General features: G+C 45.2%; 20 protein-coding genes and 1 riboswitch. Of the genes, 12 read left to right on the forward strand and 8 right to left on the reverse strand.

All coding sequences use genetic code 11. The features are described 5' to 3' along the window. The first annotated feature begins 30 nt into the window (after positions 1-30). The 9 genes from argJ to UWK_RS13265 all read left to right on the forward strand — a co-directional run bounded on the left by argJ (position 31) and on the right by UWK_RS13265 (position 10,812). Entirely contained in the window at positions 31-1,215 is a 1,185-nt protein-coding gene (argJ, locus tag UWK_RS13220; protein WP_015404890.1) for a bifunctional glutamate N-acetyltransferase/amino-acid acetyltransferase ArgJ, read from the forward strand. A gap of 20 nt (positions 1,216-1,235) precedes the next feature. Next, complete coding sequence (locus UWK_RS13225) at positions 1,236-1,970, forward strand: ParA family protein (RefSeq protein WP_015404891.1); 735 nt, start codon at positions 1,236-1,238, stop codon at positions 1,968-1,970. A gap of 21 nt (positions 1,971-1,991) precedes the next feature. After that, complete coding sequence (locus UWK_RS13230; RefSeq protein ID WP_041916427.1) at positions 1,992-3,176, forward strand: MFS transporter; 1,185 nt, start codon at positions 1,992-1,994, stop codon at positions 3,174-3,176. Positions 3,177-3,468: 292 nt separating this feature from the next. Next, complete coding sequence (locus UWK_RS13240; RefSeq protein ID WP_015404893.1) at positions 3,469-4,722, forward strand: valine--pyruvate transaminase; 1,254 nt, start codon at positions 3,469-3,471, stop codon at positions 4,720-4,722. Beyond that, entirely contained in the window at positions 4,722-6,518 is a 1,797-nt protein-coding gene (locus UWK_RS13245; protein WP_015404894.1) for an MORN repeat-containing protein, read from the forward strand. The genes UWK_RS13240 and UWK_RS13245 overlap by 1 nt, the downstream gene beginning before the upstream one ends. A 24-nt stretch (positions 6,519-6,542) precedes the next feature. Continuing rightward, positions 6,543-6,908 carry a DUF4177 domain-containing protein gene (locus UWK_RS13250; protein WP_015404895.1) on the forward strand — a complete coding sequence of 122 codons (366 nt, stop codon included), beginning with the start codon at positions 6,543-6,545 and terminating at the stop codon, positions 6,906-6,908. Between the two features lie 32 nt (positions 6,909-6,940). Continuing rightward, positions 6,941-8,125 carry a M20 metallopeptidase family protein gene (locus UWK_RS13255; protein WP_015404896.1) on the forward strand — a complete coding sequence of 395 codons (1,185 nt, stop codon included), beginning with the start codon at positions 6,941-6,943 and terminating at the stop codon, positions 8,123-8,125. Positions 8,126-8,149: 24 nt separating this feature from the next. Then, a complete protein-coding gene (locus UWK_RS13260) occupies positions 8,150-9,283 on the forward strand; it encodes a carboxylate-amine ligase (RefSeq protein ID WP_015404897.1) in 1,134 nt (377 codons plus the stop codon). After that, entirely contained in the window at positions 9,280-10,812 is a 1,533-nt protein-coding gene (locus tag UWK_RS13265; protein WP_015404898.1) for a gamma-glutamyltransferase family protein, read from the forward strand. The genes UWK_RS13260 and UWK_RS13265 overlap by 4 nt, the downstream gene beginning before the upstream one ends. 376 nt (positions 10,813-11,188) lie before the next feature. Next, positions 11,189-11,376: riboswitch (cobalamin riboswitch) on the forward strand. Positions 11,377-11,674: 298 nt separating this feature from the next. Here UWK_RS13265 and feoB read toward each other — a convergent pair. Both feoB and UWK_RS13275 read right to left on the reverse strand, forming a co-directional pair. Next, the gene (feoB, locus tag UWK_RS13270) at positions 11,675-13,894 is read right to left on the reverse strand and encodes a ferrous iron transport protein B (RefSeq protein ID WP_015404899.1); all 2,220 of its coding nucleotides are present in this window, start codon (positions 13,892-13,894) and stop codon (positions 11,675-11,677) included. 356 nt (positions 13,895-14,250) lie between these two features. Further along, positions 14,251-14,562: a FeoA family protein gene (locus UWK_RS13275; protein ID WP_015404900.1), complete on the reverse strand. Its 312-nt coding sequence runs from the start codon at positions 14,560-14,562 to the stop codon at positions 14,251-14,253. Positions 14,563-14,757: 195 nt separating this feature from the next. Here UWK_RS13275 and UWK_RS13280 point away from each other — a divergent pair, with 195 nt between their 5' ends. Next, a complete protein-coding gene (locus tag UWK_RS13280; protein WP_015404901.1) occupies positions 14,758-15,933 on the forward strand; it encodes a cation diffusion facilitator family transporter in 1,176 nt (391 codons plus the stop codon). Here the strand turns inward: UWK_RS13280 and UWK_RS13285 are convergent. Continuing rightward, complete coding sequence (locus UWK_RS13285; RefSeq protein WP_015404902.1) at positions 15,900-16,142, reverse strand: FeoA family protein; 243 nt, start codon at positions 16,140-16,142, stop codon at positions 15,900-15,902. The two genes, UWK_RS13280 and UWK_RS13285, sit on opposite strands and share 34 nt — an antisense overlap. 436 nt (positions 16,143-16,578) lie before the next feature. On the opposite strand from UWK_RS13285, the gene UWK_RS13290 reads away from it, so the two are divergent. Both UWK_RS13290 and UWK_RS13295 read left to right on the forward strand, forming a co-directional pair. Continuing rightward, positions 16,579-17,733, forward strand: coding sequence for an EAL domain-containing protein (locus tag UWK_RS13290; RefSeq protein ID WP_015404903.1), 1,155 nt, complete (start codon positions 16,579-16,581; stop codon positions 17,731-17,733). Positions 17,734-17,979: 246 nt separating this feature from the next. Then, a complete protein-coding gene (locus UWK_RS13295) occupies positions 17,980-19,251 on the forward strand; it encodes a CsgG/HfaB family protein (RefSeq protein WP_015404904.1) in 1,272 nt (423 codons plus the stop codon). A 65-nt stretch (positions 19,252-19,316) separates the two neighbouring features. Here UWK_RS13295 and UWK_RS13300 read toward each other — a convergent pair whose 3' ends face one another. The 5 genes from UWK_RS13300 to UWK_RS13320 are packed head-to-tail and all read right to left on the reverse strand — an operon-like array spanning position 19,317 to position 25,148. Further along, positions 19,317-19,829 (reverse strand): CsgG/HfaB family protein, encoded by a 513-nt coding sequence (locus UWK_RS13300; RefSeq protein ID WP_015404905.1) that lies wholly within the window; start codon positions 19,827-19,829, stop codon positions 19,317-19,319. Beyond that, positions 19,826-21,793 carry a redoxin domain-containing protein gene (locus UWK_RS13305; RefSeq protein WP_015404906.1) on the reverse strand — a complete coding sequence of 656 codons (1,968 nt, stop codon included), beginning with the start codon at positions 21,791-21,793 and terminating at the stop codon, positions 19,826-19,828. Before UWK_RS13305 ends, UWK_RS13300 begins: the two co-directional genes overlap by 4 nt. A gap of 30 nt (positions 21,794-21,823) precedes the next feature. Beyond that, positions 21,824-23,473, reverse strand: coding sequence for a serine/threonine-protein kinase (locus tag UWK_RS18650; protein ID WP_015404907.1), 1,650 nt, complete (start codon positions 23,471-23,473; stop codon positions 21,824-21,826). Next, positions 23,470-24,411, reverse strand: coding sequence for a S1 family peptidase (locus tag UWK_RS13315; protein ID WP_015404908.1), 942 nt, complete (start codon positions 24,409-24,411; stop codon positions 23,470-23,472). The genes UWK_RS18650 and UWK_RS13315 overlap by 4 nt, the downstream gene beginning before the upstream one ends. Further along, on the reverse strand, positions 24,408-25,148 hold the full coding sequence (locus tag UWK_RS13320) for a Stp1/IreP family PP2C-type Ser/Thr phosphatase (protein ID WP_015404909.1): 741 nt from the start codon (positions 25,146-25,148) through the stop codon (positions 24,408-24,410). Before UWK_RS13320 ends, UWK_RS13315 begins: the two co-directional genes overlap by 4 nt. Positions 25,149-25,392 lie beyond the last annotated feature (244 nt).

Consider the following 25,392-nt stretch of genomic DNA (forward strand, 5'->3'; position numbering starts at 1 on the left):
ACGGATTCACATTTTAAAGGTAAGGATATAATGGAAATTAAAGGATTCTCCACATCTGCTGTAGCGGCAGGTATTCGATATAAGGATCGGCTGGATCTTGGTCTTATTTATAGCAATGTTCCAGCTGTTACTGCCGGGGTTTTTACCACCAATCAGGTGAAAGCTGCACCAGTCATAATTGATCAGGATCGTTTGCGGCAGGGACGAGCTCAGGCCATTCTTGTAAACAGTGGTTGTGCCAACGCCTGTACTGGAGTGAAAGGGATGGAGAATGCAAACATCACCAGCTCACTTCTTGCAACACGCCTGAAGATTGATGAGAAAATGGTGCTTCTGTCATCCACCGGAGTAATTGGCGAACAGCTGAATATTGGAGCCTTCCGCTCGGCAATGGGCAAACTTGTTGAGGGCTTGGGTGAGGATAATTTTGATTCCGTAGCCAGGGCCATCATGACCACGGACACTTTTCCAAAGGTGGTAAGTAGAGTTGTGACGATTGGAGGCCAAGAAGTGAAGTTTATGGGCATGGCCAAAGGCGCCGGGATGATAATGCCCAATATGGCAACCATGCTCTCCTTTGTGATTACCGATGCCCAGATAAGTTTTCCTGAATTGCATGATTCTCTGAAACAGGCAACCGATAGAACTTTTAACCGCATTACGGTGGACGGTGATACCAGTACTAATGATATGGTTTTGGTTATGGCAAACGGAACTGCAGAGAACGCCTGGATTGATGAGGATAATCCCATTGATAAACAGTTGTTTCAGGATACTTTGGAAGGCGTGTTGAAAGAGCTTGCCCTGCAGATTGTGAATGATGGAGAAGGTGCAAGTAAGTGCATCACTATACGAGTATGCGGGGCGCGTGGTGAGGCCGAAGCCGAACAGATTGCCAGGACCGTAGCTAATTCACCTCTGGTGAAGACGGCATTTTTTGGAGAGGATGCCAATTGGGGGAGGATTTTTGCTGCCATGGGGCGGGCAGGAGTCCGATTCGATCCCAGTCGGGTTGACATTGCCTTTGGTGATGTGGTTATTGTTCGTGATGGGCTTGCCGTTGGTCCTGATGCTGAAAAGGCTGCTACCAAGCTGTTGAAAGAAAAGAATATTACAGTGTGTATAGATTTGAAAGATGGTACAGATTGTGAGGAGATCTATACATGTGATTTTTCTTTGGATTATGTGAAGATTAATGCTGATTATCGATCCTGAAGCTGTTCACGGTATAAGCTATGAATAGTATAGCGATGTATTCAAGCAAAGGAGGGGTGGGAAAGACTGCTGCTGCCGTCAATCTGTCCTATGCTTCATCCATTCGTGGGAAAAAGACTTTGCTCTGTGATATGGATCCGCAGGGGGCCGCAAGTTTTTATTATCGTGTTCCTATTAAAGGAAAATTTAATAAAAAACAGTTCCTGAAGGGAAGACTGAAGGGATTTATCCGTGAAACCGGGTATCCTGGCTTAGATCTTTTACCCGCTCATTTTTCCTTTAGAAATCTCGATATTGCACTTGATATTGATGGGCAGGATCAACTCAAAAATATTTTTGCTGTACTTGCAGATGACTACGATGTTCTTATCTTCGACTGTCCACCCAATATGACTCTGTTATCTGAAAAACTTATTGCGGCCTCAGATCAGGTGGTGATGCCAGTTATTCCGACTACACTTTCCATCAGGGCACTGGCCCAACTGATGAAATTTTTTGATAAGATTGGAGCAGATCGGAAGAAACTCCGGGCCTTTTTTTCCATGGTCGAACGCCGCAAAAACATGCATCTTGATACAGTTAAAAGCTATCGGAAGAAAAAGGTGTTTTTCCGAACTCTGATACCCTACCTGGCCGATGTTGAAAAGATGGGTATCAACCGTACGCCTGTGGCAGTCTCGACACCCGGATCAGCTGCTACTATGGCTTATGATCGTCTATGGATGGAGATCTGGAAGCGAAGAGTCAGTGACTGAACCCGCCTTTTTAAGTCCACCATGAAATCTCCTTCTCTTTCAAAGGCCATGGGCGGACTCATCTTTCTTGCCGGTCTATTTTTTCTTAATTTCACTTCCAGGGTTATATTTTCTCCTCTCCTTCCTCTCATTGAACAGGAAATGGGGATCGACCATGTTCAGTCTGGAGCATTTTTTCTTTTTATATCAGCCGGATACTTTCTCTCTATTCTTTCATCCGGATTTGTCTCATCCAGAATTAACCATAAAAACACTATAGTTCTTTCAAGCCTTGCGTTGGGATTAGCCCTTTTTCTCCTTGGTGGCTGCTCCACTTTGTTCACTCTCCAGGCTGGTTTATTTGTTTTGGGTCTTGGGGCAGGCCTGTATTTTCCGTCAGGACTTGCCACCATTGTCCATCTGGTTCCTTCAGCATATCTTTCCAGGGGGATGGCAATTCATGAGCTGGCACCCAATCTGGGTTTTGTGGCAGCTCCTCTGATTTGTGATCTGTTTCTCAAATATCTCCCATGGCGATATGGGCTGGCTCTTCTCGGGTTGCTCATTATCGGTATAGGAGTCGTGTATGGTCTCAGTTCTCATGGCTGCAAGGAAAGGGGGAGAGCACCTGATCTGTCAGCGACGACAGTGTTTTTTAAAATGCCACTTTTTTGGGCTATGGTGGCTCTGTTTTCCCTGGCAATCTGCTCAACACTCGGTATTTATGCGATGGCACCACTTTTTCTGGTCAATGATCATGGTATGGATCCGGGGCGTGCGAATAGTCTGCTGGCCATATCCAGGATTGCTTCTATTTTTATGCCGCTGGCTGGAGGATGGTTTGGTGATCGCTATGGAAGACAGCTTGTAATGGCGCTGGTACTGCTTGTTACAGGACTTCTGACAGTTGCAATGGCCATGGTCGGTGATGGTGTCTGGCTTATGACGCTTGTTGTGGCGCAGCCAATTGTTGCAGTCTGTTTTTACCCTGCGGGATTTGCGGTTCTTTCAAAGCTTGGTGCTGTTCAGTACGGAAATCTTTCCGTATCCCTCTGCCTGCCACTGGCTTTTCTTATAGGGGGTGGCCTGATGCCCACATTTATTGGCTTTGTAGGAGATTTGTATTCTATAAGCAGTGGCATTATACTGGTTGGCAGTCTAATGGTCCTTGGCGGAGCTACTTCTCTATTTGTTGCTTTGACCAATGAAAAAAAAATGCTAGTCTAGCAGAGTAGAACCGACTTAACAGGAAACCTTATCAATTATATTAACGGTAAAGAATGGCAGGGCGTCCAAGTTGTTTGAAATGTGTTCACTATTTCGTGACTCACGATCCGTCGAGTCCCTATGGATGTAGGGCCATGGGCTTTAAGTCGGCACAGAATCCTGCAGCACTGGTTTTCTCTTCTTCTGGAATTGAGTGCCAGATATTTAAATGTAAACAACCACCAAAACAGAATAAATCTGGCTCTGGTGGATCCAGTGGCGGTTTAATCGCCTGACTGGAGGAGTATGAAATATGAAGTTATCAGGGTTTGGTGAGCAGTTCACCAGCGGTGCAGGAATTCTCAGTCTAATGGAAGATCTGGGAAATGCTCTTGCCACCGGCGGTGATGATATGATCATGATGGGTGGTGGTAATCCCGGGCATGTGCCGGGGTTCCAGGAAGTTATCCAAAAGCGTTTACAGTACCTGGCGCAGGATACACCATCCTTCAAGAAACTTATTGGAGTGTATGATCCCCCGCAGGGAGAGAAGGATTTTGTCGATGTTCTGGCGAATCTGCTCAGCCGTGAGTATGGCTGGGAGGTAGGGCCGGAAAATATATGCCTTACAAATGGAAGTCAGGCCGGATTTTTCCTTCTTTTTAATATGTTTGGCGGACAGTATTCAGACGGTAGTTCAAAAAAAATTCGTTTGCCATTGGCCCCGGAATATATTGGATATGCTGATCTTGGAACTAAAAATGAATTTTTTGTTTCCACCCGGCCGCGTATTGAATTGCTCGATGATAATATGTTCAAATATCATGTTGATTTTGACAACCTTCTTGTCGGTTCGGAGACCGGTGCTCTTTGTGTCTCCCGTCCAACAAATCCCACCGGAAATGTCCTCACTGACGAAGAAATTGCAAAACTTGATGTGTTGGCACGTGAGCATGATGTACCGCTAATCCTTGACAACGCCTATGGGGTACCTTTTCCTGGTATCATTTATACGGAAGCGCAACCTGTTTGGAATGAGAATATTATTGTCTGTCTGTCACTTTCTAAACTTGGGCTGCCAGCTGCCAGAACAGGAATGATTGTTGCTCGTAAAGAAATCATCAAAGCGGTTTCTGGAATGAATGCCATCATGAATCTTGCCACTGGAAGTATGGGGGCCATGCTTGCCCATGAGATGGTGGAGAGCGGTGAAGTACTGAATCTGAGCCGTAATGTGATACGGCCATTTTATCAGGAGAAAATGGAAAAAGCAGTGGCAAATTTCCACGTAGCCCTTGCAGGGACTCCCTATAAGCTCCATAAACCGGAGGGGGCCATGTTTCTCTGGTTATGGTTCGAAGATCTCCCTATTTCAAGCCATGAGTTGTATCAGCGCTTGAAGGCAAGAAATGTTCTGGTGGTTTCCGGTCATTTCTTTTTCCCAGGACTTGAAAAGGAATGGCAGCATCAGAATGAATGTATCCGGGTAACCTATTCTCAGGATGAGGCACAGGTCGCTAAAGGTATTCAGATCATTGCAGAAGAAGTAAAGAAGGCGTATTCCTGATGGAGAAAAAAAGATTGAATTACAGGGCAAAGGTGAAATTAGCAGGTCTGGTGTTCGCTACCATACTGTTTTGTACTATCACGGCTTATGGAGAGTGCTTACAGGGAGACTGTAAAAATGGTGAAGGAGTTCTGGTTCATGAAGATGGCAGACACTACAATGGTTCATTTGAAAAGGGAGCTATACATGGAACAGGAGTCTTGAAATTTCCCGATGGGCGTATGTACAGTGGAGAATTTCAAGGGGGAAGGTTTCATGGTAAAGGTGTTCTGACGAGTCCCGATGGCAGAAGATATGAAGGCGAATTCAGTTCAAATGTGATCCATGGTAAAGGTGTCTTGTCCTATAAGGATGGCACTCGATATGATGGTGATTTTCTCCTTGGAAAATATCATGGAGATGGTGAACTTACCTATGCGGACGGTCGTAAGTACCTGGGAGAATTTAGAAATGGCTTACTTGAGGGACAGGGAAAGCTGACCTATGTCAATGGTACTTATTTTGAAGGAGAATTTCACAACGGTCAACCCGCAGGTAAGGGCATTAAAACCTATGTGGGTGGTAGTACGTATATTGGTGAGTTTTACGGTGGTGAGCGCCGTGGCTATGGGATATGGAAAGGAACCGACAATAATCGCTATGAAGGTGATTTTGCCAGAGACAGCTATAATGGATATGGCGTTCTGATATATGCTGATGGCAGAAAATATACTGGTCAGTTTTTTGATAATTACAGACATGGTGAAGGTGAGCTGATTTACACCGATAAAACCCGATATATCGGACAATTCGATCACGGGAAAAAACAGGGGAAGGGGATCGAGTATTATTCTGATTCCAGTCGTTACGAAGGTGAGTTTGAAGCAGATAAGCGCTCTGGTACAGGAAAACACTTTTACGCAGACGGTTCCGTCTATGATGGAGAATTTCGTGATGGAAAACCGAATGGTTATGGAAAGCTTACCCTAAAGGACAGTAGTGTCTACACAGGGCAGTTTGTTGATGGCAGACCTGTGGAAGAAACTCGTCCTGCGGGAGAAGTCATCCCGGTTCCTCCTGTAAAAGAGGTTGTGACTGCGGTCAAAGTTGAGAAGATAGAGAAAAAGGAGCAGATCGCTGCAGTTCAGCCCTCTTCAAAGCCTGAGGTACCCGTTCTCGTGCCGGATGCGAGCCAGGGGCGATATATCTATTACAAAGGCAGGGTGTGTCACCTTGGAAACAGAACCCCAGTCAATGGAGTAGTTGAATACCTTTTTGATGATGGAATGTTCTATCGCGGAGAAATGAAGAAAGGGCTTATGGATGGTAGTGGCGTCATAGAGTATGCCAATGGTGATGTCTATGACGGAGATATAAAAGAGGGTAAACTCCATGGTAGTGGTGTCTACAGATATAGTAACGGCAGGCGCTATGAGGGTACATTTGTCCAGGGGGTAAAGGAAGGAACTGGAGTGTTCGCCTATCCCGACGGTTCACGGTATGCTGGAGAGTTGCAACAGGATCATTTTTCCGGAAAGGGAAGCTATTATTTCAATGATTCCAGTTATTATGAGGGCCAATTTAAGCTGGGCCGTTTTCATGGAAACGGCAAACTGACATATGCTGATGGAAGTGTTATCAGCGGTGAATTCCAGGATGATATGCCCAATGGAAAAGCAACTCTTGTTTCTGCCGATGGAAGCAGGTACGAGGGAGAATTTTCAATGGGACGTCGGAACGGTTTTGGTAAACTGACCACCAGTAAGGGGAAGGTGTATGAGGGTCAGTTTAAGGACGATCAGTTCTTGCGTCCCTGATCTCTTCGTTTCAAGGAGTGCGAAATGCGATGGAGCTACAAAACAGTACATTTTAGTCTCAAGAAGGAAGGGTTGCTGGGCAGTGCATTCCTGGATGAAAATGAACTTGAGATTTCTCTCAATGAATATGGTCGTCTCGGGTGGGAACTGGTCTCAATCCAGGAGGTGAATGATGGACTTATTGCAATACTTAAGCAGCCCTATACTCGGGGACTGCTTTCAGTTGAAGATGAACCAGTTGTAATCTCAAATACAGAGAACCCTTTGCAGCGGCAGGTTGAACTTTCCTCCTCTGTCTCATCATCGTCGAAGGCCTCCATTAGCAGGGAAGAGGTCGACGAAAGTGTATTGAGTAATGCTAGTGATGTTGGTTCCATCCGGATAATGTGAGTAGCAACTTCTGGTATTAAATATGAGTGCAAATGGCAAAACAAATGAAAGAAGCTCCTGCTGTCCCCCCTGAACTCTTATCCTGGATGTGTGAGATCAGGCAAAGCATTCATCATAATCCAGAACTCTCATTTAATGAATACGACACTGCCGATTATGTCCGGTCAAAATTGAAGGAAATTGGTATTTCCAGGCAGTGGAAGGTTACTGAAACAGGAGTAGTTGCAGAGATTGGTGATCCAGGTTCTTCATCTGTGGTAGGTCTCAGGGCTGATATGGACGCCCTTCCTGTCAAAGAGGAGACAGGATTACCCTTTGCTTCAAAACACACTGGTATTATGCATGCATGTGGCCATGATGGTCACGTTGCCATGCTGCTTGGTGCTGCGTTCCTACTGCAGGGCATGAGCTTTCCAGGGCGGGTGCGTCTCCTATTCCAGCCTGCCGAAGAAAAAGGTAATGGCGCAGAAAGTATGATTGCGGGCGGTGCTATTGATAACCTGGCCGCTATCTTCGGAGGGCATATTGATACCCACTATGAAACCGGTAGTATCACGGTTGATGAAGGAATTATCTGTGCTTTTGCTGATGCCTTCATAGTGACAATAAACGGTAGTGCTGGCCATGCTGCCAGACCTCATGAGTGTAAAGATGCCATTGTTGCCGCCGCCGGTTTAATACTGTCCCTTCAGTCACTGGTGTCCCGTGAGGTGAACCCAAATCACGCTGTTGTTGTGAGCGTTGGAAGGATTCGCGCAGGTGAAATACATAATGTTATTGCCGGTGAAGCTGTGCTTGAGGGAACTATCCGCAGCACCCATCAGGATTCAAGAACAGCTGTCATTTCCGGACTGAAAAGAATGGTCCGGAGTTGTGCGGAATGTTATGGTGTTCAGGTCGACCTTCAGTTTCCTGAATTTCTTCCGGCTGTAATTAATGATAGTGTGGGGACACAGGTTGCAAGGCAGGCGGCTGAAAAAGTAGTTTCCAGTGGGAATGTAATTTCACAGGGGCCATCAAGTCTCGGTGGAGAGGATTTTTCCTTCTACCTTCAAAAAACCAAAGGCTGTCTGGTTCGTTTTGGCGCTAGAATATCAGATACAGCTGGCCCTGCACATAGTAGCACATTCGATTTTGATGAAGCAGTTCTTGGCATTGGTGCTTCCTGGTACGCTCAGGTTGCGGAAACATTCCTGTGTGGCTGCGGTGATAGATAACCGCTAAGCAAGAGAGGGTTTTCAATGACACCCGGAGCCAAGCAGACTCTACTCCCTTTTGCTTCCAGTCCATCATACACCCTCGGGGTGGAGTTAGAGTTTCAGACCTTAGATAATGAAACGTTGAATCTCGCCCCTCTTGCTCCGATCCTTCTTGAGAATGCTCCAGTCATTCTTAAGCCCAAAATTACCCACGAGTGGATACGTTCTATTTTAGAAATTCGCACCGGAATTTGTAAAACACTCCGTGATGTCGAGAATGATCTGTTGCAGACCTGCTCCATAGCAGAGGAGCTTGCCGCCGATAATAACTGTCTTCTCTACGCTGCCTCTCTGCACCCATTTGCCCGTTCTCATGATCAGTTACTGACAAAAGACCCTCGTTATGAACGTATCATGGAGGAGTTACAAATTGTTGGGCGTCGTTTTATCTCCCAAGGATTTCATGTTCATGTGGGAATGATTGATGGTGATACTGCAGTAAGAGTATGTGACCTGATACAGCCCTATCTTCCCTTGTTCCTGGCTCTTTCTGCATCCTCGCCATTTTTTCAAGGGGAGGATACCGGACTGATGTCTTACAGAACGAAGCTGTTTGAAGCTTTGCCGCTTGCCGGTATTTACGAACCAATTGGTGACTGGGAGAATTTTGTCTCTGATGTCTGGCAACTGCAGGAAGCAGGGGTGATAGAATCCATTAAGGATCTCTGGTGGGATGCCAGACCGCATCCAGGTTTTGGAACCCTTGAGATACGTGCCTGTGATCTTCCTGCCCAATTTGGTGATATTCTCGGAATTACAGCTCTTATTCAGTGTTTTGTTGCAACTCTCGCCGAGTCAAAAATGGTGACAACCTCGTGCAATCAGCAATTTCTGAGAAGTAATAAGTGGCAGGCTGTCCGTTACGGACTTGATGGCAGCTTTTTTGATCCTCTTGGCTTTCTTGGCGAGGGAAAAATGAGTATTCGTATGGCAGTTTGTACTCTGATTGAAAAGCTACAGCCCATGGTGCAGGCTTTTCGTTGTGAACGGTATATAAACATGCTTAAGAGAATATTAGATCATGGGACGGGTGCAGACAGTCAGAGAAGGATCTATGCGAAAACCGCTGACTTTAAAAAGGTGGTACAACAACTTCATGAGAAATTTTGGGCATGAGTAAATATACTAAATCCGTAGTGGCTTCAGGGCATCCTCTGGTCAGTGAAGCAGCAGCAATTATCCTGAGAGAAGGAGGTAATGCATTTGATGCAGTTGTCGCAGCTGGCTTTGCCTCAAGTGGTGTTGAACCTGCATTGAACAGTCTGGGTGGTGGCGGTTTGCTTCTTGGCCATTCGGCAGCAAATGGACAGAATCTGTTTTTCGATTTTTTTGTTGATACTCCCGGGCTTGGTTTGCAAAATCCCGTTGAGAAACCACATTTTTTTCCAGTAACGGTACAGTTTTCTGGAAGCAAACAGGATTTCAATGTGGGGCTTGGCTCGGTAGCGGTTCCCGGAACCTTAAAAGGACTGCTTCATATCCATAAACGTCTTGGATACATGGACTTAGCCTCGGTTGTGGCACCTGCTGTCCAATATGCAAAAAAGCATATTCTCAATGTAAAACAGGCTTATTTCTTAAAACTCCTTCGTCCAATCATGACCCTTTCTTCTAAAGGAAGAGAAATATATGAACCTGGAGGAAGCTACCTTCAGGAAGGCAGCTTCCTCACGAATCCTGAGCTTGCAGCTTTTATAGAACATGTTTCAAGGGATGGCGGTAAAGAGTTTTATAATGGGGAGATAGCCAGAAAAATTGGAAAAGAGATGCAGGAAGAAGACGGCCTTCTTACAGTTACCGATCTGGCATCTTTTGAGGTAAGGGAAAGAACCCCTCTGAAGGTGCCCTTTCGGAAGTATGACTTCTTCACCTCCCCGGCACCCTCAATGGGGGGGGCACTTATCGGGCTATCCTTATCGCTGCAATCGCTATGCACAACAGGCCAACCCCAATATGCGTTTGGCAGTGGAGAGTATTTGATTCATACGACAGGGCTGATGCAGGAGGTTGAGCGAGTGCGGGAAAAGGGGGTTTTCAATGCCTCGGATTTAGAGAATTTTTTACGTTCCGACAGGAGTCAAGAGAGCGTTAAACGTATCAGGATGTTCTCTCGTGGAACCACCCATATATCCATAGCTGATAAGCAGGGGAACTGTGCTTCCATGACCTGTTCAAATGGTGAGGGTGCCGGTTACTTTGCGCCTGGCACCGGCGTGATGCTGAACAACATGATGGGTGAGGACGATCTCCACCCTGATGGATTTCATTCCAGTCCTCCCGGACAGCGTGTGGGATCAATGATGTCCCCATCCCTGCTTATTAAAGACAATGAGGTCAAACTTGTCATTGGCAGTGGTGGCTCAAAACGGATTCGAACTGCAGTCACTCAGGTTCTTGGCCAGATAGTTGATTTTAAGAGGTCTCTTCAAGAAGCGGTTGATGCTCCACGAATACATTGGGACGGAGAGACTGTCCAGATGGAACCTGGTTTTGCTGAAGATGGCGTTGAAAAATTGAGGGAACATGCCAGCGTGAATGAGTGGAACTCACAGGGGGTTTATTTTGGAGGAGTTCACGCTGTGATACCTGGAATGGAAGGGGCAGCAGACAAACGACGTGGGGGCAAGGTTCTTGAGATAGTGTAATGAGGAGCGGGGTGGGTAGAAAGTACCCACCATGTTGCCAGGGTGAGTAAAAAAGAATCATTTCTTTCAATGATATATGAGCTTTTTCGAAAAGCTTGCTTTTTTGTTTTGTTGTTAAAACAGTAGTATATGATTTGTTTTGTAGTTCTGGCATATATCTTGGAATAAAGGATTGAAAATGTACTTCATTTTTCTTCCCCTCCCTTTGCCCCTCTGGTCGGTTCCAGAGGGGCTTTTTTTTACTTCTTTTTTTTACGGCCTTTAAAAATTGAGCAGATCAGTTGTTTTTCCTCATGACGTGTTGTCGTGTTTCTGACGGTACTACATGTTGTGTATTTACTGCTAATGGAACTTGACATATATCAATCGTCCCGCTAGAATAAGAGTATGTTCAGGTGTCCGTAAAAAGACTGAAAAGGGAACTTCGTGTAAATCGAAGACGGGCCCGCCGCTGTAACCGGAAAATATTCTGCATTTGCCACTGACTTGTTTCTAATTAGTTGGGAAGGCGCAGGGTGAGAAGTATCCGGAAGTCAGAAAACCTTCCTGGATTAATAGTGGTGATTATCGTCGTGGATTATCGATAATGAACTTATCTTGTGGATATATAGGGAAATCCTCAGATTTGAATGTAGTGTTCAGTCTGGGGATTTTTTTATTCCCAGGCGACTGACCAGGTAATGCCTGAGGAGAAATGGATTATGACCTTGCGTGAACGGAGTTTGACAAAGATGTATCTGTACCGGATAACTGATTGGGATGCCTTTCAGCGGATAATGCGGAACCTCTTGTAAAAGAAGAAGATTGCATGAAAAAGAGGAGCTTTGTGATGCATTGCAGGCTCCTCTTTTTATGATTACTTCTACCCGAAAAAAGTTCCAATCTGAAAGACAGCTACGGAGGCAAGAAAGGCAAATCCAGTATTAAAAGCCATTGAAAAGAAGGCCCATTTCCATGAGGCTTCTTTGGCGATACAGACAACAGTTACAAAACAGGGAGCGTAGAACATGATGAAGATTAATGCTGATATTGCAACAACGCTGTTCCAGTTTGGGTCCTTCACAAGACGTTGACCGAGGGTGCCCGCATCATCGCTTTCTATCTCACCCATAGAGTATACCGTACCGAGCGTTGAAATTATCACTTCTTTTGCTGCGAAGCCACCAAGCATTGCAATATTTGTTTTCCAGTCAAAGCCTGCGTAGCTTGAGACAGGCTCAAAGAACCTGCCAATTTTACCGGCGACTGAATTTCTGAGAGCGGCTGCAGATTCATTCTGATCAATTTTTCTGAGTTTTTCCAGGAGTTCTGCAGCATCTGCAGAAAGTAATGTTATTTCAGCAGTGATATTTTGGATCTCCTCCTGCACTGTCTTCGGGTAGGTGCTTGTTATCTTATCCCGCTCTGTCTGAAAGGTTAGCCGGTCTGACTCCTGAAGACCCGGAAATGTCATCAATGCCCAGAGAAGTATGGATATGGCAAGAATCACTGTTCCCGCCTTTTTTATATATTGCCAGGTACGCTCCCAGGTGTGAATCAGTAAGCCCTGAAGCGTCGGAAAGCGGTAAGGAGGAAGTTCCATGACAAAGGGAGTGGATTCACCCTTAAGTACCGTCATGCGAAGAAATTTTGCTGCCAAAAGGGCAACAAGCCAGGCCAGCATGGTAAAAAGAAACATGTACATGGCCTTGTGGTCGGAAAAGAATGCACCAATTAAAAGAATAAGAACCGGGACCTTAGCACCACAGTTCATAAAAGGAACGGTAAGCAGAGTGGCCATTCGCTCTTTAGGCGAACGCAGTGTTCTGGTGGCCATGACGCCAGGTACGGCGCATCCACCGGCAATACCCCCTGAAACAATAAAGGGCATAACACTTGATCCATGAAGGCCAAATATCCGAAATACCCGATCCATCATAAATGCTACTCTTGCCAGATACCCGGAATCTTCGAGCACAGCAATTCCGAAAAACATAAACATGATAAGAGGCACGAAACCAAGCACTCCGCCTACACCATCTATAACGCCAGAGATTATCATGGATTTTAACATGCCTTCGGGAAGTGTGTTTTCAACTATCCCTCCAAGCCAGCCAAACAATCCTTCCATCCAGGTGACAGGAAGTTCACTCCATGAAAATGTGAATTGATAGAGGCCGAAGAGGATGGCCAGCATAAAGAGCGGGCCAAGCAGACGATTTGTTAAAACCTTGTCGATCTTGTCCGAAGTGTATAATCGGTCAATGTCAAATGCGTGGGTCATAACTCCCTGCCTGACTATTGATTTAATAAATCCATAACGATGATCTGCGATTATTGCTTCGGGATAAACATCCATGGTCTTAAGCAAATGATCGGATATACTGCCAACGGTTTGTTCAAGCTTTTTTGCAAGTAAAGGGTCAGCCTCCTGTCCCTTTGTAAGCATCTGATCATCATGCTCAAGGTATTTAATGCCAGTGAAGCGGGGATTGTAATTATTAACAAGAAAGGATGATTCATTGATTAGGGTAATGATCTCCATAAGGACCTCATCAAGATCGTCACCATATGAGATGTCTCGTGAAGTCCATATTTTGTCCGATTTGGCAACGTTTATTGCCTGTCTGATCAGTTCTTCGGTACCCTCACCGGATCGTGCAACTATCGGTACAACCGTGACCCCGAGAAGCTCGGCAAGTTTCTGCGATTGTATCTCGATGCCTCTATCTTTCGCCACATCAATCATATTCAGTGCAATGATCAAAGGCACACCCATCTCAAGAAACTGGGTGGTGAGATAGAGGTTTCGTTCGATGTTTGATGCGTCGACGATGTTAATAACCACATCGGGTTTCTGTGTTGTCAGGAAGTCACGAGTGACGATTTCTTCAACAGAATAGGCGGTCAGTGAATAGGTTCCAGGCAGATCTGTGAGTGTAACTTTCTGATCGTCTTGAGTGAAATGGCCTTCTTTATGGGCAACTGTAATGCCGGGATAGTTTCCTACGTGCTGTCTTGCTCCCGTCAGGCGGTTAAAGAGAGTGGTTTTACCGGCATTCGGGTTGCCGGCCAATGCCATGGTGATTGAATTGTTACTCATTTAATTGAACTCGAAGGAAGTGAATTTCTAAGGTGCTTATAGCTTTCCATGAAGGTTACTCATCTGAGTATCGGCTTTCTTACAGATTGCCGGTATTAGATGTTGTATTCATGATTTTTTCTTCTGTGTTTCGCAACTGGTTACTCCACAGCCGCTACACCCACTACTGCAGGAGCAATCCTGGGTAGGGTCAGTAATTCGATGAATTGCGGAGTATACCCTTTTTCCGATAAAAAAGAGAGCAATTGCGACAACAAATACGCTGATGAGTGTTTGCCACATGGTAAAACCTGATAGTTAGGGGGTCCTAATTCAAAAGATTAAAAAAAAAGCAGTATTTTAATACTACTTCTAACCTATACTGATTGAACAATAATGTTATTACTAGTGACTTCGTCAAGGCTGAGGGTTCCACCATGAACTTTTAAAAGACACTGAGAACCATTTTGAGGGCAGATCAGTTCCGCCTCCTGTCCGGGGAGTACTCCAAGTGACGCCATTCTGGCGCAGAGTTTTCTGTCTCCGGTAACCTTACAAATCTTCACCTTGCCTGCCTGAATACTCTTAGAGAGGGGACCGGGGTGGCCATTGCACCGTTCTTCTTGTGTGCATTGTTGTATTTTTCTGGCAAAACAACCACATTTTTTATTGAGTTCTTTTAAGGTCATTTCATTCTCCGTGGAAGACTATGTTTAGGTACACCAAACATTATGTACTGTCAACTCATTTATCAAGGGTGTGGAGCGGTTTGGAGGGCAGAAAAACCGTGTAATAATAAAAAGGTGGATTCTTGAATGAATAGTGAATATCTATATATAATTCCTTTTTTTATATAAATTATTTGCCGGCCAACCAACAGGAATATGACTAATAACCAAACGAAACAGCGACTCGGGGAAGCAAAGAAAAGGGCTATTGTTTCAATTTGCCTGAATCTTTTCCTTGCGATTGGTAAGGGAATTGCGGGTGTCATGTCTGGATCTGCAGCACTCATTGGAGATGCTGTTAATTCTGCAACAGATGTTTTCTCCTCCTCCGCCGTGTTTGTAGGGATTCTTGTGGCTGGTAAGAAACATCCCTCTTTCCCATATGGACTTTATAAGGCTGAAACAGTCGCTGTCCTGGCGACATCTGTTGCTGTTATACTTGCAGGCTATGAAATTGGAAGACAGGCACTCTTTGGAGTAATAAGTTATCCTGATATAAAAATAGCACTTCCTGCCGCGGCAATTTCCTTTATGATAGCACTCGGATTCGGATTGATTCAATTTCGTGCAGGTAAAAGGCTCAATTCTCCAGCACTCACGGCAGATGCCAAAGATTACCTCGCTGATTCTCTTTCTACGGCTGTGGTTCTGGTTAGCCTGATTATTGTTCCCTTCGGGTTTAATGTTGATAGATTTGCAGCAGGGATTGTAGCTCTTTTTGTCTTTTATGCAGGTGGTCAGTTGTTCGTAGGAGCTTTGAAAGATCTGCTTGATGCTTCAATTGATAGAGAAACGGAAAGGGACATTATTCGCTTTGTTGAGAAACATCCTCGTATTAGCAAGGTGAAAAAATGTTTCAGCAGGAATGCGGGTGGGCGTTTTCTTGTGGATATGGATGTGGAATTACGTACACCATCACACAGGATTGCTGACCTTGTAGCCGATCGTCTGGAAGAAGAGTTGCTGGTGGAATTCCCTGGACTGGTGCTGGCACGCATACGTCCTCATTTCGTTTCGGGTGATTTCACGCGCAGAGTGATTCCGGTGCAGAGTCCTGAGGGAGAATTAAGCGTGAAGCATCTGGCTTCGGCACCCTGGTTTCTTATACAGACAATAAACAGTGAAACCAAAGAAATAAAAAAACGACAATTCGTTGAGAATCGATACGGTTCAGCTAAAAAGAAAAAGGGGCTGCTGGTGGGACGATGGCTTCTGAAACTGAAACCGGATGAAGTAGTGGCTGAAGAAAATGAGAGTGTGGCACTTGTTTTACTCAAAGAGGCTGGTGTTGAGATCGTTCATCCCTCATCTTTGACGTCAACGACAATGTAGTCAGCTTCATCATTGCGCAGTGTAAGTGTACCGCCCATTACTCGCAGTGCAACGGGATCATATAGGGGGGCTCGACCCTGAATGGTTATTTCGGTTCCGGGTACAAGTCCCATTTCCCGAATTCTTCTCCCCAGTTCTCCGCCAACTTTCACAGACTTGATTGTTCCGGACTGGTTTTTTGCCATTTGTCTAAGATTTATTTCGGACATTATATTTCACTTACTTTATTAGATTCCACAAAGAAACTGAGGGGCAGGGGATATCGTGAAGCCGTCATCTGTACTTCCAACCACTGTCATTAGGTGTTGCTAATTTCTTAATCTTGCCAGGATACTCTGTCAAGAGAGATCTGAGAAAAAAGTTGAGTCAGTGAGTGAGCCTAACTTCTTAAGGATTTATGCGACCGTCTTGGGAGTGGAAAACCTGATTTTTCCATTCTATCCTATTACTGTTCCTGATATAATAGTGTGTGAAGGTAAGGAATTGCTGCATAATATGTATGAATTGTGCTTAAATTAAACAGCAAGATTGTTTCATTAAACTCTTTTTATGTTGAAACGAATTGCTATTAGGGGTGACTACTGCCAAAGAATGTTATTGATTTGAAAAGGTTTGCTTATTTCTGGATTGGTGAGGTCGTTTATAATGGGCACAGCAGAAAAATGTATCTGGTACATTGAAGGTGGTATGAAGGATGGGAAATGTCTCGATGTCCCTATCCATGTATCACCTTTTTTTATTGGAAGAGATAAGGGGTGTCATCTTAGGGTGAAAGCTCCAGGTGTATCACGAAAACATGTTCAGCTTGAAGTCAATGGTGAAAAGATTTTTGTTGGAGATATGGGGAGTACCAATGGAACGTTTGTGAATCGTAACAAAATTACAAGACAGGTTGAAATCAGATCTGGAGATACTATCCATCTGGGCCAGGAGGAACTCCGCATTACAAGGCGTTGTGATTACAAGAAAAATGATCCTGTTGCCGATGATATTTTGTATAATTCAACGATTATGATAAATATCAACGATCCGATGTTTGCCCTCAATGACGATTTTGTCCAGCAGGAAAAAGAGTTCAATCTTATGATAACCAACCGGGAGGTTACCATTGTTTTCCAACCGATAGTTTCCTTGTCTGAGTGCGAGGTTGTCGGTTATGAAGCGCTTGGGCGCGGTTTCAGAAGCGACCTTCCGGAGTCTCCCTGTGATCTGTTTCGGATCGCCGAAAAACTTGGCAGAGCAAAAGAATTAAGTTCAGTCTTCAGGAGCAGAGCAATACAGACTTGTCATGAGCTTCCCGGTGCCCCGTTAATTTTTGTGAATACCCATCCTGTTGAAGACCTGACCACTGGACTTCAAAATAATATTGAAGAGATGCGCAGGTTGACTGCTCCCTGGCAGGTGGTACTTGAGGTTCATGAGTCAGCAGTGACTGACACCAGAATGATGCTTGAGCTGAAGGAAATACTTCGAGATCATGAAATGTATCTTGCCTATGATGATTTTGGTGCTGGGCAGGCAAGGTGGAATGAACTTGTGGAGGCTCCTCCAGATTATCTCAAATTTGACCTGCAACTTATTAGGGACATTCATAAGAAAACAACACAAAAACAGGAAATGGTTCGTAAACTGGTTGATATCTGCCTTGATCAGGGTGCCTATCCATTAGCGGAATGTGTCGAAAACCATGAAGAACTGGAGGCCTGCAGGCATCTAGGCTTTACTCATGGGCAGGGATGGCTCTTTGGAAAACCAGCCGAAGCATCTTTTTTTGCAGCTACAAAAAATAAAAAGGCCTGAGTTGGTAGTTGTTTTGACTGTACATTCTCGAATTCTATAAGCCTTTAATATGAAGCTTTTATTATAGGTAAAGTGGTGTATAATAAAGATGTTTCTCAAAATTACCGCTTTTTGTATCTGTTAGCCCTGTAGACGGGGTGTTGCCTGTAGTGAATAATTTGGGAAGTAAGAGATCGTTTTGGTATACGTTTTTTTTTATAAATAATTAGATAAGAAATCTAAGATAAACTTTTTTAGGAGAACGTCATGAAGAATAGGGCAGTTATTCGTTTTTGGGCAATGATGACAATCCTGTTTTACAGCACAGCCCTTGCTCAGGCAGGGCAGGTGATAACCCAGGGTGAAAGGTCATGGGCCAAACAAGCTGTGCAGCAGGAAAAGTCACTAGCTGCCGCCAGTTCCCCGAATTCTATTGCGGTACTTTATTTTAACAACAAGTCTGGTCAGGAAAAATTGAACGCTCTGCAAAAAGGTATGGCGGTGATGTTGATTTCTGACCTTTCTAAGGTAGAAGAGATTCAGGTTGTTGAACGGGTGAGAATGCAGGCCCTTCTGGATGAGATGGCTCTGGGAGCTTCCGGTCTTGTTACTGCAGAGACCGCCCCTAAAGTTGGTAAAATGCTCGGTGCCTCCTATGTGGCAAGTGGAGATATCCTCGGTGGAAATACCCAGGAAATTTTAATAGATTCTTCTGTTCTTGAAATAATTTTTGAAACCCTTACTCGGCAGCCCATAGCCAGTGGAGCGCTGGATGAACTCTTCAGGCTGGAAAAAGAGATCCTCTTCAATATTATTGCTCAGATGAGGGTGACCATTTCTCCGGCAAAAAAAATCGAACTCGAAAAGCCATTATCTGTCAGTACTGCAGCTTTGCTGGCATTGTTTCTTGGTATTGATTACTCCGACAAGGGACGGTATGCCGAGGCTGCCAATATGTACCAGCAGGCTCTGGTCGAGGATCCTAAACTGGAAATGGCCAGGAGTGCCTTGCAGGAACTCAGAGCAATGGGACTGTCCACTGCTGAGGAGCTAGCGATAGTGGAGGAAACACCTCCTGCACCTCCTTCTCCAGCTGTGGAAGCTGAAGGCTCTTCCGTTGGCACTGTTGTTCTGGTTGGTCTGGGTGCCGCAGCCATTGGTGGAGCGGTCTTTGCCTTATCAGGATCAGGTTCCAGTGATGATAATGGATCATCTGATGTCGTTACACCAGAAGTTGATACCACTGCACCAGTTGCTACCCCATCACCTGGTACCAGTGAAACTCTTGACTGCATGAGCGGGTCTGTTGCTTTTTCTTTTTCTAAATCGATGTCGGACGCTGGTTCTGCTGAAATCTCTCCTAAGGATTTTGCCGACAGCCAGGGATGGTTCGGGGACAGTTATGTTATTTCATGGGGGAATGATACCTCCACGTGCAGTAGCAGTCTAACATCCGTACAAATTACTTTAAGAAATTTTGAAGATACGGACGGAAACGCACTGGCTAACCCTACAGTGTTTGATTATTCAGTTGAATAAGCAATACGTCAAATAGAGTACCGGATTTCCAGGGGTTGTTGTGGAAATCCGGTATGAACTGTATTTTAGAAAAGTTGTGCTGTGACAGCTTCAACTGCAGCAAGCAGGGCTGAAACATTATCTGCCCTTATCGTATGGACGCCGGTTCGAACAACCGCTCCCGATGCGACTTCAATAAGGCGAAGATCGATTCGCAGTTGTTCTCCTACCTGTTGAAATCCACCAAAGACCATAAACTGGGCGCCAAGCAGGCGTCCAACCTCAAGTCGGCTTGTCTCATCAACTAGCACAGAACTTCCAAGAGATAATTCCTCCAGTGCCAATACCAATTTTTCACGCTCGACAACGATGCATTCTCCTGACTCTTTCAGGGTTTCAGCAACCTTTGCGGTGAGGAATTCTTGCATGTCATCCAGGATCTGGTTTTCTGTAACGCTGTAATTCTCCAGATTCCAGACTGCAACTACACTGCCACTGCCAAAGTATTCCGGTGTGTATTGTGGCTGTGAACCAGCACAGGCGTTAAGGAACATTGGCAGCAGCGATATGAACAAAAAGGGCCGCAACAACTTCTTCATGATTTGTTTCCTTCTGTAGTTGTAAAGCTCAGCTTCTCCTGCACCTTGTCATCCTGTTGTAATGGTCGTTTGGCATCACGAATACTGACAACACTCATATCCGGTTCCACTTGAATGACTTCCAGCATAGCCAGTGTTTGAGGAAGTCCATGCAAGGTTTTACCTTTGTATTGTATTGGTTCACCTTCCATAATGGCTTCGAAAGATGATCCGAGAACAACCCCCTGATTTGTGCCGATATTGATAACAGCCTGGTCACCAGTGATCTGGACAATGAAACCCTGTAGTGGATATTTCTCCATAATAGTCCGTAAAATCTCCTGGGTGACCTTTTCTGTTTCCTCTTCAATATTTCTGGCTCCGGTGGCAAGTTTCCTGGTTAATACTTTGGGGATAGCGGTTGTTTCGGTATCTATCAGGCGGAGACTCAGTAGAGTCTGGTCAGGCAAATGGAGCAGGGCACCGGTGGAAACGATCTTCGCGGCAAGAATACGACCGAGTTGGAGGGCGGTTTCCGGGTCAGCAAGTTCCGAAGAACCAAGGTTGAGTTCCTCAAGCAGGCGGTCCATCAGTACACGTTCCACCACTCGTACCCGTCCCGACTGGTTGAGTTGTTCTGCAAGTTGGGTAGTCAAAACCATTGATAATCCGTCTCGTTCGCTCAACCCTCCTTTTTCGTGGAAATCTACAAAAGAAAGGACCATTGGCCGTGAAGTCCAGTTATCTTTAGAATTGAAGAAGGGGATTACGGTTTCTTTGGAACGAAAGCGTGTGGCTAATTCCTTGACTAATTTGTCGATGCGCTGTTTTTCAGAAGTGTTTTTCTGCAACTCCATCATGTCTTTTGTTTGCCTTGCAAGAACTGCAGAAAACTGGTCGTTTTTATTAATGGTCATGGCCTGCTGAAACATTTCCATGGCTTTATCAAGTTGCCCTTCTTTCTGGTAGGTCACTCCCTTATTGGACATAGCTACAAGATTATAGGGATCAAGTTCTACCGTCTGGTCGTAGTTGATACGTGCCAGATCAAAATTTTCTGTACTGGCATAAAGCCTGCCAAGCTGGTTATGGGCCTCAGCTTTCTGACTCAGGCTTCCCTCCGGTTTAGTTACGGCCTCCTGATATTCTGCCATTGCTTCTTCTTTCTTATTTTGAGCGTAAAGGATGTCACCTTTAATAACATTGACAGCACCACGACCCGGTGCTTTGGTTTCAACCTCGTTGGCTACGGCCATAGCTTTTTCAACATTGCCCTCTCTTGCATAAATTTTAGCAAGACCCTCTTTTCCGAGAATTTCACCTTCTCCAGGTTCCTGTGCCAGATCGTTAAAAATATCTTCCGCTTTATCTACTTCATCTGCCTTGAGAGCCGCGTAGCCATAGACAGTTTTTGCCTCAAAGGAATCCGGGTTGTCGGACTGCACTTCCAGACTGATGGCCTGAGCCAAGAGAGGTTCGTTACGCTGTAATTCTCTTTCAGCGAGGCTGATCAACATTTTTTCAGTACTTTCTCCTCCTCCCTGAAAGGAATTAATGATCCTGCGTTCTGGTCCCAGGATATAGACTGTTGGAAGAATGAGTTCTGCGTGATATGTGGAACTGATTCCTTTTTGATCCTGCATCACCGGAAAACCTGCCTTATGGGTTACGATGAAATCTGAAACACTGTTTTTACTGGAAGTGGTAATACCCCATACCAGCAGGTCTGTATCCTTGAAGGAATTGAGAAGTTTGTTTAGAGTCAACAGTCCTTCCTGGCTGGCAGGAGAACTTGTATCAAAAAAATAAAGGACTATGAGAGAATGGTCTTTCATAGCTGAAAGTTGATAAGGACGGCCATAAACATCTTCCAGAGTGAAATCAGGGGCGACGTCACCTGGATTGAACTGTGCCCGGCTTATTGCCGGATTCGTGAGAAGAAGTAGCAATGCTAAAAAGAGCAAAAGTTTGATTTGGTGGTGCATGAGATCCTCCGTGTTGAATGTGTTTGTCAGCTATTCTGGTAAAAGAGAGATGGAGAGTGGAACCAGTCCTCCCTTGCTGAGGTTCAGCTGGGCCTGCCAGTTAAGATGTCCCTGCAGTTCAAGTTTCACCTCATGTTTTATTGCTGTAACCTCAATCTCCAGGGGGGTTAATCCATGATAGTTCCCGTCTATGTAGAGGCTTGCTCCAGATGGACTGCTGTTTATTTGTAAGGTTGTTATTTTTTTCTGGATATCGGAATTCTCTTCTTTTCCTATTGGTGGTAGTGAGGCTACTACTGTACCAGGCGTAATTGGTGACGAAGGTTTTAAGCTGCCATCTGGCTCAATTCCCAGTTCAACTTTTGTCAAGGAAGCTGGTTTCGTGGCAGTTTCAGGCTCGTTTGTGGAGGGAAAAATTGGTGCATTCTCTCTGTCATCTGTAAAAAGATCGTCAAACGACTCTTCGACCCGTTGTGCCTGCAACGTTTCTTTTTTTATTTCTGGTACTGCATCGGGTACGGGAGAGGCTTCTTCAGAATCAGGTGATATAACGGGTGTGGGTGCCACAGATGATTGGGGGACGGAAGGTACATAAATCGGGGCAAGTGGTTCTTCAGGTTTACTTGGTAGTACTACCGGAGGAACGGGTGTGGTCTCCTCATCTTGCACAGCAATGTGCGAGGGCTGTTCCGATATTGCGGCCGTATTTTTTTGTTGCTGGACATCATCTGCTGTAGGTGGCCTCATGGTGAGATAAGCGACCAGGGCAGCTCCGCAGAAGAGGAGAGCGGTCGCTATCATAAAGCCGTTATAAGAACGCCGTTTTTCAGGTGCTGTCTGAATAATTGTTTCGCTAAAAGATTCCTGAGATTGAACATTAAGACAGTTGCCAAGAAGTTCTGACATCTCCTGGCCACTGCGGAATCGATCTTCAGGTTTTCTGGCCATGGCTTTCAGGATCAGCTTTGAGAGAGCCGGGGGGATATCAGGGTTGAGCTGATCCGGTGGAACAGGATCATCCTGGGTGATGGCTCTAAAGACGGCAGTGAGGTTCTCACCCTTGAATGGACGATGACCTGTGGTGAGCTCATAGAGAATGACACCTAAAGAGTAAAGATCGGATCGACCATCAACGGTTTGTCCCATGACCTGCTCAGGGGCCATATAGACAGGGGTACCAAGGATCTCACCGGCTCGAGTCATCTGCTGACCATCCGGATCATCGATATGGGCAATCCCAAAGTCTGTTACCTTAAGAATATTTTCAGGAGTACAGATAATATTTGGCGGTTTGATATCACGGTGAATGATCCCTCTTGTATGTGCATAATGGAGGGCCTGGGCTATCTGTATTCCGATATCAACGATGTCGGTCAGGCTTAAATTGCCAGCTTTGACCAGTTGATCCATGGATTGCCCTTCCAGAAATTCCATCGCAATGTAGATGGTGCCGTGATCCTGGCCAATATCATAGACTGTCACTATGCCTGGATGGGAGAGTCGTCCAATGGCGGTAGCTTCTTTGAGAAAACGCTGCACGTAGTCCTCGGTGGTAAGTCGATCTTCACGAAGTACCTTCAGTGCCACCATACGGTTAATCTGAGGGTCATGGGCCTGATAAACCTTACCCATGGCACCTCTACCGAGTTCGGAAACGATTTCATACCTACCGTATTTCATTGCTTATCCTGCTCATTGAGAAAATCGATAACGGTTTCAAGAGGGATTAAAAAACCGATTCCGGTGGATACTCGATGGCGCCCTTTGACAATGGCTACAAAAGCACCATTTTCATCGAACACAGGACTGCCACTGCTGCCTGGTTGAATTTCCATGCTGGCCTGCCATATTGGCTGATTATTTGCCATACGGGGAGGGCCATTGATAAAACCTGAACTGATTGTGCCCCGGAGGCTTACCGGGCATCCTATTGAGAAGACTTTCTCTCCCATCCCTAGCAAGTTGCGCCCCCCTTCGAGTTCGATAAATTGATCTTTATCGGTTGTGATCTGTATGAGAGCCAGGTCACGATCAAAATCGATTTTTACAATATCACCCTTGAAATGGGTGTTTATCGTGGAGATGATGTTGACCTCCTCGTGTTCTTTAAGGTCATGTGCAGTGGATAGAATTAGCCCTTTTCTGTCTATGAAAACTCCGGAAAACTGAACAGTCTCTCCCTGATGATTTGCATTAATACAGGCAACGGTACCAATTTTTTCCAGGATAGTTGCCGGGATTTGCGCTTGCTGCTGGTTCGTTGTGTGGAAGGAGAGTGTATTCTTATCCTTAACGTACTGGAGGAGTTCTTTAAAGTTCTCTTCTCTCTGTGTATCGTTTTCAACATGGACAGTCAGCTTTGTAGTTAGAGGTGAGTGGGGAGTGAGTTCGATAGACCACCCCTGGTTCAGTTGTAAGCTTCGGATATGAATCGGACCACCTGGGGTGGTGATGACCTGGAAGGTGAGGTCATTCTTCTCTAGCCATCGGGAAACGGAATCTCGTGTTGCTGCTATGGAGAGAGGATATTGCTCAATGATTTCAGAAGAGTGAACGGTGTTCGTGGCGGATAGCCATGCTATGGTGAGGAGAAAAAGGAAGGGGAAATATTTGTTCATGGTAAGACTTCCACCAGTACTGCGGTAATATTGTCACGGCCACCATTGGTCTTAGCACGTTCAATAAGCGTGGCAGTTCGTTGCTGCAGCGATTCTCTTCTGAGGAGTATTTTCGTAATAACCTCTTCGGTAACCATATCAGTCAGTCCATCGGAGCAGAGAAGAAAAAGATCTTTTGTCAAATATCGCCCTCGAATAATATCAATTTCCAGTTTCTCTTCAATCCCTACTGCTCTGCTGATTACATTACGTAAACGGTGTGTTCGTGCAGCTTCTTTGGAAATCAAGCCTTGATCCACCTGATTCTGGACAAGCGAATGATCCTTGGTCAGGCGGGTCAGCTTTCCATTGCGAAGGCGGTATGATCTGCTGTCTCCTATATGACCCAGAGCAAAGCCATTATGATGAAAGAGGAGAAGTTCAGCCGTACATCCCATGCCACTGTGGTCTGGGGTGCTAAGAATATGGCTTCTGATTTCCTTATTGGCCGTAAGAAAAATCTTCTTAATCAGAGCCACAGTGTTACTTTCTGATTGATTTCCAGATTGAGGAATTAGTTGAGCAGCTGTATCTGCAAATATTCGACTTGCAATCTCACCGGCGGCTGCACCGCCCATACCGTCAGCAACAAGAAAACAATATGTGTCTTTCTGTATAAAGTAGCTATCTTCATTACTGCTACGATGCAAGCCGATATCAGTCAAGCCGCTGGCTGATAACTTGAGGTTCATTTCCATGCAGCCGAATCCTCTCGATGAGAGTATATAAAAATGAAGCTAATCGTGTTTTCCGTGCGAGCGGATAATGTATTCTTTTTCTATAGTATGAAAAAGACTCCTTAAGTGCGAATTCTATCGAAAAAAAGCTTTAAGATCAATATGATTTTGATATGATATGGAAGAAGAGGGAAATGATCCTTGCACCTGTTTCAGTCCTGACCTTTATGGGTGTAAAGATACCAACCGAATTATCCGTATTGAT

The sequence above is a fragment of the Desulfocapsa sulfexigens DSM 10523 genome (genome assembly GCF_000341395.1).
GTDB lineage: Bacteria > Desulfobacterota > Desulfobulbia > Desulfobulbales > Desulfocapsaceae > Desulfocapsa > Desulfocapsa sulfexigens.